Source organism: Streptomyces sp. NPDC001068 (genome assembly GCF_042897315.1).
GTDB lineage: Bacteria > Actinomycetota > Actinomycetes > Streptomycetales > Streptomycetaceae > Streptomyces.
The window spans coordinates 14,677-27,184 of record NZ_JBIAYD010000023.1 but is presented as its reverse complement, the minus strand read 5'-3'; the positions used below and the strand labels follow the sequence as shown (position 1 = coordinate 27,184).

Annotated in this window: 5 protein-coding genes; 2 read left to right on the top strand and 3 right to left on the bottom strand. The window is 73.6% G+C overall.

All coding sequences use genetic code 11. The features are described from left to right. The first annotated feature begins 139 nt into the window (after positions 1 to 139). The gene (locus tag ACFY3I_RS40960) at positions 140 to 2,371 is read left to right on the top strand and encodes a tetratricopeptide repeat protein (protein WP_390866041.1); all 2,232 of its coding nucleotides are present in this window, start codon (positions 140 to 142) and stop codon (positions 2,369 to 2,371) included. A 453-nt stretch (positions 2,372 to 2,824) separates the two neighbouring features. Here ACFY3I_RS40960 and ACFY3I_RS40955 read toward each other — a convergent pair whose 3' ends face one another. The 3 genes from ACFY3I_RS40955 to ACFY3I_RS40945 all read right to left on the bottom strand — a co-directional run bounded on the left by ACFY3I_RS40955 (position 2,825) and on the right by ACFY3I_RS40945 (position 10,677). Then, positions 2,825 to 6,169, bottom strand: a complete 3,345-nt coding sequence (locus ACFY3I_RS40955; protein ID WP_390866040.1) for a right-handed parallel beta-helix repeat-containing protein — start codon at positions 6,167 to 6,169, stop codon at positions 2,825 to 2,827. A gap of 35 nt (positions 6,170 to 6,204) precedes the next feature. Further along, a complete protein-coding gene (locus tag ACFY3I_RS40950) occupies positions 6,205 to 7,839 on the bottom strand; it encodes a hypothetical protein (RefSeq protein ID WP_390866039.1) in 1,635 nt (544 codons plus the stop codon). A 93-nt stretch (positions 7,840 to 7,932) separates the two neighbouring features. After that, positions 7,933 to 10,677 (bottom strand): hypothetical protein, encoded by a 2,745-nt coding sequence (locus tag ACFY3I_RS40945; RefSeq protein ID WP_390866038.1) that lies wholly within the window; start codon positions 10,675 to 10,677, stop codon positions 7,933 to 7,935. Between the two features lie 746 nt (positions 10,678 to 11,423). Here ACFY3I_RS40945 and ACFY3I_RS40940 point away from each other — a divergent pair. Beyond that, positions 11,424 to 12,443 (top strand): S8 family serine peptidase, encoded by a 1,020-nt coding sequence (locus ACFY3I_RS40940; protein ID WP_390866037.1) that lies wholly within the window; start codon positions 11,424 to 11,426, stop codon positions 12,441 to 12,443. Positions 12,444 to 12,508: the final 65 nt, after the last annotated feature.

The following is a 12,508-nucleotide window of genomic DNA, read 5'->3' as shown; positions in this document are numbered from 1 at the left end:
CCCGGTCAGGTGGCCGGCGTACCGACCCACCATGTGAGACCCGCGCGGAACACCTGTTCCAGAACTGCTACGTTTCGCAGCGTTGAGGGAGAGCGCCGGCGCCCGGAGGGGTGTCCGAGCACACGCAGCGGGGAGCGCGATGCACGACGAAACCTTCGGCCACCTGTTGCGTGAGGCACGCCGACACTCGATGCTCACACTGGAGGGTCTCGCGGAGGCCTCGGGGGTGAGCGTCCGGGCCATCAGCGACATGGAACGGGGCCGCAGCCTCCCGCGCCGGTCGACGCTGAGCGAGCTGATGGACGCGCTCGAACTGGACGAGGACGAACGGCGTCGCCTGGCCCAGGCCGCCACCCCGCGCACCCAGCAGGTCCCCCGGCAGCTACCGCCCGATCTGCCGGTCTTCCGGGGACGCACGGAGGCCTTGAAGGCCGTACACGGATTCACGGAAGCGGACGACGGTCGGGGCAGGCATGTCGTGATCACCGCGGTGGGCGGCATGGCCGGGGTGGGCAAGACCACCCTCGCGGTGCACTGGGCCCACCAGTTGGCGGAACGTTTCCTGGACGGTCAGCTGTACGTGAACCTGCGCGGCTTCGAGGAGTCCGCGCGTCCCCTGGAACCCGGTGAGGCCCTGGGAGGCTTTCTGCGCGCCCTCGGTGTCGCGAGCGGCGACATACCTCCCGGCACCGAGGAGCGCGCTGCCCTGTTCCGGGAGCGGACCGCGGCGCGTCGACTTATCGTCGTCCTCGACAACGCGCGGGACACCGCACAGGTCACCCCGCTGCTGCCGGCCGCCGGCTGCCTGACCTTCGTCACCTCGCGCAACCAGCTGTTCGCCCTGGCCGCGACAGAGGGAGCCACGCTCGTCAATTTGGACGTGTGGACCCGTGAGGAGGCACTCGCCGCACTCGCCGCCCGGATCGGCGCGGACCGCTGCCGCGCCGAACCGGACGCGGCGGCCGAACTCGTCTCGCTGTGCGGGTATCTGCCGCTGGCGGTCGCCGTCGTCGGAGCGCAGCTCAGCGGCGACCCCGGGATGTCACTCGGCTCCAGCGTCCGCGAGCTGCGCGGCACCGGAACCCGTCTGGACGTCCTGGCGGCCGGCGGCCAGGCGGGCGAGGGTGATGTCAGGGCCGTCTTCTCGTGGTCCTACCGCGCGCTCGGTGAGCGGACGGCACGGTTCTTCCGGTATCTGGCGGCCCACCCCGCTCCCGCCGTGTCGGCCGAGGCGGCCGCCTCGCTCGCGGGCGAGGAGATGCCGGTGGCCCGCCGCCTGCTGCGCGAACTGGCCACCGCCAGCCTGCTCTCCCGGGACGCCGAGGGCCGGTATGTGATGCACGACCTGATCAGGGCCTACGGCACCGAACTCATGGAACGTGCGGAGGACGACCGGGTCGGCGCCGAGATCCGCCTGCTGGACTACCTGCGCCACAACGCGCTCTCCGCCGGCCGGTTCGTCTCGCGCTTCCCCCCGGCGGCGGCCGACGCGGCGGCGCCCGCTGTCGTCCGTGTCACGGTCGGCGACCGCGAGGAGGCACTGGAGTGGTTCCGCCGGGAGGAGCCGTCGGTGGCGGCAGTCCTGCGCACGGTACGGGATCCGCGCCTGCTCCGGCACCGGGTGAACCTGACACTGGAATGGGTGGGTTACAACGCGGCTGCGGGCCGCTGGACCGAGGAGGCCGCCGCCGCGCGGGAGGGTCTGGAGGCGGCGCTCCTCCTCGACGACCCGGTCGCCGTCGCACGCACCGGCGCGCACCTGGCACGCGCTCTGGTGGAGACGGGCCGGACGGCCGAGGCCGACGAGCCCGTCTCCACGATGCTCGCCCAACTGCCGCGGCTGCCCACGGAGCACCAAGTCCGCGTCGAACGGAACGTCAGTTTCCTGCGGGGCAGGCAGCAGCGCCACGCGGAGGCGCTGGAGCACGCGCGCCGGAGCCTGGCCATCGCCCGTGCCCACTCGCGTGACGACGAGGTAGCGCGCACGCTCATCGGGGTGGGTTTCTGTCTCGCCATGGTCGGGGACCACGAGGCAGCCATCGCCACGGGTGAGGAGGCCGTCCCCATGCTGCGGGAGCTGAAGGACCGCAGTGGCGAGGCGTCGGTGTGGGACGCCATCGGTCTCGCCCAGCAGCGGCTGGGCCGCCTCCAGGAGGCCGTCACCAGCTACGGGAAGTCGTTGCGGCTCATCGAGGAGGTCCACGACGACTACATGCGGGCCGAGACCCTGGACCGTCTCGCGTCCGCGCTGCTGGAACTCGGGGACGCCGCGCAGGCGCGAGATCACTGGCTGCACGCGGCCGACCTTCTCGACACGCTCCGGGTTCCACGGGGCGACACGCTGCGGGCGAAGGCGCAAGCGGCCGGGTGAGGGACCCGCGACCGGGACGGTGGGCGGTGGGCGGTGCGCCGTTCGTCGCCGACGACCCGCTCCTCGCTCGGTGACCGTGCCCTTCGGGCCCTCCGGGGCGGTCGAGGAGAGCGCAGGCCCGGCGGTCCGCCGGAGGCCGTGCCAAGGATCCGCTCGGCGAAGCCACGGGCGTGCCGCCGCACCGTGATCACGTACTGCTTCGGGCGCGTCCGCCGGCAGCGCCGCACCGACCGCGAACACGTGCGCGCCCGCCGGTGTTCCGCCGGACCGGCTGTCCGGCCGAGCCGCGCGAGGCGGTCGCCCGCGTGCCGATCCGCCTCCGTGTCCGATCCGGTCCTGGACCGGACACAGAGGCTGGCGCGGTCGGCGGCTCCCATCGCCGACCGCGGTCCGTTCGCCCCGGCGCGGGTGCGCCCCGCCCGGGACCGGCGGCCGGCGACCGGCGGCCGCTCGTCAGCTCGCCAGGCCGGGCGGGGCGGCGAGGGCCGCCTCGGGCAGGTCCTCCGGACGGAGAGTGGTGAGCGCCTCGAGGTCGGGAGCGGGCAGTGAGGCCAGCCGTCCCGCCTGGCGGGTCATCATGGTCTCCAGCAGCTGGCGGGCGAGTCGGGCGTTGCCGAAGCTCTTGGTGCGCGGCAGGGTGTCGAGGTGGGCGCGCAGCGCCTCCACGGTCGGCGGCGCGCACACATAGCCCGCCGTGGACGCCTGCTCCTCCATGATGGACAGCAGTTCGTCGGTGGAGTAGTCCTCGAACGTGACATGCCGGGAGAACCGGGAGGCCAGACCCGGGTTGGACGCCAGGAACCGGTCCATCTCGACGGGATAGCCGGCGACGATCACCACCACCTCGTCGCGGCGGTCCTCCATCAGCTTCAGCAGGGTGTCCACGGCCTCGCGGCCGAAGTCCTGCGTCGAGTTCTCGGGCGTCAGCGTGTAGGCCTCGTCGATGAAGAGGACACCGCCGACGGCCTCCTCGAACTTCTCGGTGGTCAGTTGCGCGGTGTGCCCGATGTAGCGTCCGACCAGGTCGGCCCTCGCGACCTCCACGAGCTGCCCCCGCGGAAGCACACCGAAGGACTTCAGCAGGTCGGCGTAGAGGCGGGCCACGGTGGTCTTGCCGGTGCCGGGCGGGCCGGAGAACACCGCGTGGTGGCTGACCGAGGGGGTCGGCAGGCCGAGCGCGGCGCGCTGCTGGTAGTTGGTGAGCAGGTCCACGATGCCGCCGACCTCGCGCTTGACCGCCCCCAGGCCGGTCATGGCACGCAGCCGGGCCAGGACGTCGGACTCGCCCGGTGCCTTCTCCTTGGCCTCCGTGCGCAGTTCCTCGGCGAGATCGGCGCCGACGTCCTCGGGCAGCATCAGCATCAGGTCCGCCTCGCTGGCCTCGGGCAGGGTGGCCAGCCGCAGCGACTGCCGGTCGACCATCTCCTCGAAGACCTGACGCGCGGCACGGCCGTTGCCGAAGGTCGCGTCCCGCCGCATCCGGGAGAACCGCAGGTCCAGCGCCTCCTTGGTGAGCGGGTCGAGCACATAGCGATGGCCCGCGCACATGGACTCGGTGATGGTCACGAGTTCGCCCACCGAGTAGTTCTCGAACTCGATGGTCCGCGTGAAGCGGGAGGCCAGGCCTGGGTTGGCGGCGAGGAAGTCCTCCATCTCCTTCGGGTAGCCGGCGACGATCACCACGGTGTCGTCGCGGTGGTCCTCGATCAGCTTCACCAACGTGTCGATGGCCTCCTGGCCGAAGTCGACGCTGGAGCCCTTGCTGTCCGACAGCAGGGTGTACGCCTCGTCGATGAACAGCACACCGCCCTGCGCCTGTTCGAACACCTCGGTGGTCTTGATCGCGGTGCCGCCGATCACCTGGGCGACCAGGTCCGCGCGCGCCACCTCGACTATGTGCCCGGACGTCAGCATCCCGAGGCTCGCCAGGATGCCGCCGTAAAGACGGGCCACGGTGGTCTTGCCGGTGCCCGGCGGACCCGCGAAGACCAGGTGGCGGCTCATCGGCGGTGCCGGGATGCCCAGTTGGGCCCGCCGCTGGGCGAGCTTGCCCAGACTGACGAGCATGTTGACCTGTTCCTTGACGTTGGTGAGGCCGACAAGATCGTTCAACTCGGCAACCAGAGCGTTCTCCGGTGCCCCGCCCTCCGTTCCGGCGCCAACCCCGGCGTTCTCGGGGACGACGGGATCGGCAGCCGGGTCGGTACCCTCGTCCGGCGACTTGTTCTCGACGCTGGTGAGACCGGAGAGTGTGAACTCGCCGCGGGACGGCGCCCGCTTGATCCCGGCGCCCCGGTTGGAACGTACGGTGCAGTCGGTGACCTCGACCGAGCGGTCGGTGTCGACGCGGATGCCGTCCCCGGCATTCCCGCTGAACTCGGAGGACTTCAGCGCGGCCCGGCCGCCCGCCCCGACGAGAGCGCCGTGGCCGCCGCTGCCCAGCACCCGGGTGCGGATGAGCGTCAGCTCGCCGTCCTCCTCGACCGCTGCCCCGGAGGCCGAGGAGCCGGAGACCTCGCAGTCCCGCAGGGTCACCCGCCCGGCACCGCCGGCACAGACACCGGACCTGCCCGCGCCGCGCAGAGCCGAAGTCCCGACATGAGGATTGCCGCCGTCCTCGACGCGCAGGGCGTGCCCCGCGCAGTCACCGACCTCGCAGTCCTCGAACCGGCCACGGCTGTTGCCCGCGACCAGGATGCCCGCGCCGCGCGCCTCCGTGATCCGGGCCCGGCGCAGCAGCGGGTTGGCCCCGGAGGACAGCGACACGCCGTTCCCCCCGGCCCGTACGACGTCCAGCTGGTCGAACTCCGGGGCGGACTCCCCCTCCATCAGCACCCCGACCGACCTGCTGTTCGTCACCCGCGTCCCGGTCAGGGAGGGGGTACTGGACTCGTTCACATACACGGCGGCCTCTTCGGCCGAGTCGAACGCGCAGTTCACGAAGTAGCCGCGGGAACGGCCGGTGACGTACAGGCCGCTGCCCTTGGTACGGGAGGTCTCGCAGTAGGACAGCTGCGGATCGGAGCGCTCCGCGACCACGAAACCGTGGCTGATGGAGTCGTACACCTGGACGTGGGACAGCTCGGTGCGCGCGGAACTGGCGAGATGGACGCCCACGGAGCAGTCGCGCAGCGTGGTGCGCACCACCCGCAGCGCCGTGCCGCCCTCCAGGGCGAGTCCGGGCTTGTCGGCCGCGGTGATCTCGCAGTCCTCGACGACACCCCGGGACTGTCCGTTGGCGAGCACACCGTTGCCGCGCGCATCTCGGATACGGCAGTTGCGGACGTCGGCACGTCCCCGCTCACTGATCACCACACCTGAGGTGCCGAGGTTTTCGATCAGGCAGTCCTCGATGACACTGCCGGTCGTACCGGCCTCCACCACGCCCGCGCCGACGGGGTTGGTGATCCGGCAGGAGCGCAGGGCGAGGGATCCGCTGCCGCGGCTGAGCAGAGCCGTCCAGCCGGCCCCGAGCACCTCGCAGCTGTCCATGGCGACCTGGCCGCGGACCGCGTCGATCACCGGCAGCTCACCCTCGCCGGCGCGCAGGAGCAGATCGGTCAGCATCACGGCGTCGGCGGCCAGCGTGACGGCGGCGCCCTTGTCGGGGGCGATCTCCACGCTGCCGCGCGGGCCTTCGGCGACGATGGTCACCCGGTTGTTCACCACCAGGGTCTCCCGGTAGCTGCCCGGCCGGACGCTGATGACAGCTCCCGGCCGGGCGTTGGCGAGTGCCGCGCCGATGGTGGTGTGGTCGCACCCGTTCTCCTGGCCGACGCTGATCAGATGGCGGGCCACGCCTGCTCCTTCGTGTTCGCGGTGTCGCGGTGGGCTCAGTGCTGAGTGTCGGCGGCCCAGAGCGTCTGATCGTCAGCGCTCAGGATCGTGACGTTGCCGTCGTTCTGGATGACCAGCTTCGCGCCGGTGTGGCCGCCGGTCTGGGACGACCACAGGGTCTGCTGGTAGGCGGACCGGACGACGAGTTCGCCGTCCGCCTTGAAGGTGGCGTAGTTGTTCTCCCCAGTGGTGTGTGACGACCACCGGACGGTGCCGTTCTCATCGGAGACGACCAGGTCACCACCGGCGCGCATGGTGATCCGCATCCGGTTGGAGTTCACGGACTCGCCGGAGCGCAGAGTGAAGGCGGAGGTGAGGACCTTGGTGCTCCACTGGGGGGCGGCGTCCGCCGCCGGGGACTGGTCCGTGGCGGTGTCGGACGCCGTGGTGGCCGCCGTGGCCGACCCCGTCGCGGCCGCTGCCTGCTGACGGTCCGTGGCGGGGGTGGTGTCGTCGGCCTTGGTGTCCGTGGCGGTGGTGGTGTCCGTCGCCTGCTGACGGTCCGTGGCGGCGGTGTCGTCCGCCGCCGAGGAGGACGAGGCCTGCGCGCGGTCCTCGGAGGAGGTGCCGGACGTACCGGACTGGCCGCCGTCCACCGGCGTCAGCGCCTCCCCGGCCGCCGTGGGACTCGTCGTGGTGGGGGCACCGGCACCGGTGGAAGCCACCGCGGCCACCCGGGCGGCGACCGGCGTCGTGTCGGACTTGGTGGTGGTGCTGGTGGCGGGCTTCACGGCGGCGGCCATGACCGTCGTCTTCGCGGGCGTCTTGGCGCCGTCGGCCGTGTCCGTGGCCTTGGCGGGAGTGCCCTTCTCGTCCGTGGCGACCACCGGGTGACCGGCCTTGTCCGCGGCCGCCGACACCTGGGTGTCCGCGCCCTGCCGTGGCTGTGCGGCGGCCACCGCCGTGCCCGAGTCGGGAGTGCCGGCGCCGGAACCGGCAGGGTCCGCGGCCAGCACCCCGGGCACCTGCGCGGTGTCCGCCGCCGTGTCACCGGCGGCGGCGCCCGAGCCGTGCCAGGCCCCGGCTTCCGGATTCAGCAGATTGTCGGCGGACGTCGCCGCGCCACCGGTGACGGAGTCCTGCAGGGGCATCTCGCCGGGGTAGGCGTCCGGGTGCCGGTCGGCGGCGCCGCCGCCCTCCACGGCCACCGGGTCCGCCTTGCCGAGACCTTCGTAGGTCGTCGTGTGGTCTTTGGCGTTGGACGTCATGAACGGGGTGGACGCGACGACCGCGCCGGCCACGGCGGCGGCGACCAGGAACGGCCGTTCGGCGATCTTCGAGGTCAGCCGGCCCGCACCGGACCGACGCTGCGCAGGGCCCGCGACCGGTGCCGCGCCCTCGGTGCCGGCGGTGGGCTCCTGGCCCGCCTCGTCGGTCCCGCGCGGACGCCAGGCGGCCGGGTCGGACTCCGCCTCCTGCTGCGGGGTGCGGGACGCGGCCAGGACCGAGGAGAGGGACCGGAGCGTGCTCTCGTCGTGCCCCGCGCCGAGCGGATCCGCCGGGGCGAGGGGGGTCATGCTCGCGCCGTCCGGCATGGGCAGCGCCGCGGCGCGGCGGACGCGCCGGCCGGTGTGGGGCGCACCGGTCGTGGCGATCGGCTGGGCGGTGGGCCTCGACGTTCTGGGGGACATGACGCTCCTCGGGGCGGGACGCTGTGGGTGGGGCTCGTGGGGGACTTGACTGCCGTCTGTGCCGTCTGTGCCGTCGGCTGGAGGCGGCGCGGTCTAGGTCCCCGGGTTCGGGGACGGCTCTGGTGCGGGGCGCCCCCGCGGTGCACCGGCGTCCTGCTCGGGCCGGGCGGCGGGCAGGTCGAGCACGGCCCGCAGGCGGTTGAGGAGGGCCGCGTCCAGCTGTGTGGAGGAGGTGTGCGCCTGTTGTGGCAGCTCCTGGAGCAGCCCGACGGTGGCCGCGCCGTGCCGGGTGACGCCGAGGACCCGGAACCTGCACTCCTGTGCGAAGAGGATGTCCTGTCCGTCGCCGCCGGGGCGGGTGCCGGTACGGCGGCCGGTCACCGACCAGATGAGGACGTGGTCGGTGCCCGGTGCGGGGTACGCGCGTCCTGCGGAGACCGCGCGGACCGGCACGGTCGCCTCCCACTCCTCGCCGACCGAGTCCGGGGTGACGCGCGAGACGAGCTCCTCGGCGGTGCTCAGCGTGGCGCCCCGGTAGGAGGGCAGCCGGCGCATGCCGGACCGCAGGCAGCGCAGCAGCGTCCGGCTCTGTTCGTCGCCCTCCGCGTAGGTGGTCCGCAGTTGCGCGTCGTCCACCGCCGTCATGTAGACGTGGACGGCCGCCAGTTCCGCGATCGAGACGTCGGACTCCGGGGGTGGGTTCGCCGCGAACAGGCGTTCCGTGATCCGCGCGACGCCCGCTCGGTGCTGCTTCCAGAAGGGACCGAGGTAGGCGCGGAGTTTCTCGTGGTCCGGACCCTGGATGTCGCGTTCCGCCGTCGTGCCAGCGCTCCGGGGACGGCCGGTGTCGGGGCTCGCGGCGGCGGGGAGCGGACCGGCGCCGACGGCGGGGGTCTCCGCCGCCGCGACGGTCGCCGAGCCCGGCCCCGATGCGCTCGTCCGAGCCGAGGCGCCCAACGGGGAGGGAGCCGACGCACCGGCAGGACCCCGACCCGGAACGGGCATCGAGGCAGGAGCCGGAGGAGGAGGGAAGGCTGACAGCGGGGAGGTCGGGCCGGAGGTCTCCACGGCCGACGTCGCCCCCTGCTCCGGTGACCGCACCGACGTCCCAGCCGCGGCCCGCTCCGTGGCGGTGGCCACGGGAATCACGGTTGCAACCGGGACCGCGGTCGCGACGGAGGCCGCGGTCGGGACCGGGCCGGCCGCGGGCGCCGCCGCCGGAACCGGAGTCCCGGTCCGGGTGTCCCTCCCACTCGCCGTCACACGTTCCGGGGACGTCCGCTCGACGGCCGGCCGGGCCTCGGGGGTCCGCTCCGCTTCGCTCGGCCCTTCCGTCTCGTCATGCGCGGGCGACCCGCCCGGCGCGGCCGTCCGGCCCAGGGACGGGAAGCTCTCGTCACCGGACGACGGCACCGCCCGCGCGGCTCCGGCCTCCCGCGCGGCCCCGGCCCCGGTCTCTGTCCCCGTCCCCGTCTCGTCCCGCGCCTGCGGCATGAGGGAGAAGTCGTGCCGGACCGTGAGCCGGCGCAGGTTCTCCATGCCGTTGCGGCCCAGAACGCCGTGAACATGGACGACGGCCCGCTCCCGCACCTCGGGTTCGAGTTCCTCGAAGAGGCGGTCCAGGCTCGGCCAGAGCGTGTCGTCGAGCGCGCGGCGCGGCGCACCGAGTTCGATGGCGACGGAGTCCGCGCCGGCCGTGCGGGTGGCGGCGGCGAGAGGCGGCTCGCTGCTGCGCGGTCCCGCCCACAGGCCGGCGGGGGTGACCGCCACCTTCCAGGTCTGGCCGAAGGGCAGCGCGCCGGAGTCCGTGCCCTGGAGCAGGGCGGCGGGGGCGCGCCACGAGGTGACCCGTACGCCCTGCCTCCGGCCGTCCGTCGCCGGCGCGCAGGTGAGCGTCTGCGCGAACGGACGCCAGGCCGGAGTACCTTCGCCGTCGACCAGGTACAGCTCCGTCGAGCCCGTACCGTCCTCGCCGTCGCCTTCCTCGACCACCACCGGAACACCGTTGGCCACGTGGACGTCGGTCCCCAGCAGGTCCGCCACCTCCTGCCCGGTCTCTACGAGGGAGTGCCCGTGCAGCGAGAGCAGCCGGATGTCCTTGCGTACCCGTCCGGGCAGCGCGGCGATCACCGTCGCCAGTCCCGCGGCGGGCACGCTCGGCGCGTCGACGAGCAGGTGCGGCCGGTCCGGGTCGGGCGGCACAGCGTAGGGCAGGGTGTGTACGGCGGCCGAGGGCGTGCCGGTCGGACGGATCACGAGACCGGCCGGCACCGGCTCGACGACGTGGTCGGGGACCGCGCCCGGATCCAGCCGTCCGAGCGCGGACTCCCAGTCGGGGATGGGCAGTCGGCTGCCGACGGGCCGCGGCACCTCGCGGACCGAGAAGTGCCACCAACCGCCGGGTGCGTCGGGCAGGTCGGGCGAGAAGAGGGAACCGTCCGGGACGACCACCGCGGGTCCGGCGGTCGCCAGCACGTCCAGTTCCCAGCGCTCGCAGACGAGCCGGGCCGTGGAGGGCCGGCCGTCGGCCTCGTCGGCCCCCGCCGACATCACCAGCCGCAGCAGTCGTACCCCTTCGTCCTTGTACTCGCTCAGCACAGGGGCCAGCCGTTCGCACAGGCCCTCGACACCATCCGTGCCGAGCGGGGCGCCGACCACGACCACGGCCTCGTCGGCGCGGGCGGGGCCCAGCCATTCGGCGATGTCCGTGAGCCGCCGCGGCAGCGCACCGCCCGTGTGGACCAGGGCGATGTGCTCGCGGGCGCGTGTGACGGTCAGACCGGCGGCCGCGCCGCGGTCGGCAGGTCCGCCTCGCCGGCCGGTGCCGCGCCGGATCATCGCACACTCCTCACGAGGACGGCGGTCAGGCGATCCTCATCGTTCGCGGTCGATCCGGCCGGGGCCGTGGCGGGCGTGCCGGCGCGGGAAGCGACCTGTCGGTGACGGCGGGCCGGTGCCGGTCCGGCACCGAACGGGAAGTCGGTTGCTCCACGGTACGTTTCTCAGGAGGTCACATACGGATCGGCGACGCCGTCCAGTGCCACACGTATCTCTTGCGCGCAGCTTACCCGTTGCCGGTGACCCGCGAGTCCGGGCACCCCTTTTGGGACACGATCGTCACATGTTGCACTGCGGGGCAGCCCCGCTGACTAACATGTCCTCAACGTCCCGGCCCGTCGGGACGACGCGGTCACGAACGGCCGCGTAGGCCGGCCTCCGCCCTCAGCCCGCATTCCTCCCCTTCCCGCCCCGCCTGCCCCATGGCATGCCGACCGGTCACCACGGCCACGGAATTCGATGACATGACCGACGACAGTCCCTTCCTCCGCCGTCGTGCTCACGGCCCCCGCAGCACAGGTCTCCCGGCACTCCGGCCGACGCGCGGGCCCGGCGTGCCCCGCCTGTCGGTGCTGGGTCCATTCCTCGGGGCGGTGCTGGCGGTGACTCCGGCCGTCGGCGCTGCCGCCGCCGGGGGCACGACGACCACACCATCGGCGAGCGCGTCGGCCGGTCCCCAGCTGCCGCTCACACCTTCCTCGATCGATCCGGAGTCCGGCACCTGCGCAAAGGTGTCGCCCACCCAGGTGAGTGCCACTCCCTGGGCGCAGCTGAGTCTGGACGTGGCACAGGCGAACAAGTACACCCAGGGCGACGGCGTCCTGGTCGCCGTCGTGGACACTGGTGTGGCACCGCAGGCCGCCGGGCTCGCCGGGCGCGTCCGCGCCGACGGTGCCGCGGCGCAGGACTGCGTGGGACACGGCACGTTCCTGGCCGGGGTGATCGCCGCCTCGCCCGTGCCCGGCAGCGGGTTCGCGGGGGTGGCGCCCAAGGCGCGCATCGTCGCCGAGCGGGGCACGGACCAGTTCGGACGGGCGAGCGCCGACCTGGTGGCCCAGGGGATCGAGTCGGCCGTCGCGGCGGGCACGAAGGTGGTGGACGTCTCGGCGGCGCTGTCCGCGAACAGTTCCGCGCTCCGGACCGCCCTGAAGCACGCCGCCGTGAAGGACGTGCTCGTGGTGGCTCCGGCCGCGCCCGACGCCGCGCCCGAGAGCGCCTCGGGGCAGTCCTCCGAGCCGCCGCCCGCCTCCTACTGGCCGGCCGCGGCGGACGGGGTGCTCTCCGTGGTGGACGTGGACATCAACGGCGCGCATCCCGACGGGACCCCGCAGCCGGAACACGCCGACCTGGCCGCGCCCGGCGACGGGATCACCGGGATCGGTCCCCAGGGCAAGGGCAACCACGTCGCGAACGGTCCTTCCGTGGCCGCCGCGTTCGTGGCCGGTGCCGCCGCGCTGGTACGGGCGCGTCTGCCACATCTCACGGCGGCCCAAACCGCGGCCCGGCTCAGGGCGACCTCGTCACATGCCTCGGTACCGCTGCTCGATCCCTCCGCGGCGCTCAGCACGGTGCTGCCCGCGGCGGCACCGCCCGCCGCCCCGGACACCGCGCTGCACCTGCCCGAGGCCGCGCCGACAAGCCGGGTCGTCCCCCGTGCCTGGACGCTGGCCGGTGCCTGTCTGCTGCTGGGGATGCTGGCGGCCGGAGCGATGGCCGTGGTCAGGGTCCGCGCCACCCGGCACCGGACCGGCGGAAGGCCGGCCTGACCCGGAACATCAGAACCGGGGGGCGGGACGGGCGGTGGCCACCGCCCGTCCCGCCCCCCGGTTCT

Coding starts and splice junctions, on each gene's coding strand:
- ACFY3I_RS40960 (WP_390866041.1), top strand. CDS start 140: ATGCACGACGAAACCTTCGGCCACCTGTTGCGTGAGGCACGCCGACAC.
- ACFY3I_RS40950 (WP_390866039.1), bottom strand. CDS start 7,839: ATGTCCCCCAGAACGTCGAGGCCCACCGCCCAGCCGATCGCCACGACC.
- ACFY3I_RS40945 (WP_390866038.1), bottom strand. CDS start 10,677: ATGATCCGGCGCGGCACCGGCCGGCGAGGCGGACCTGCCGACCGCGGC.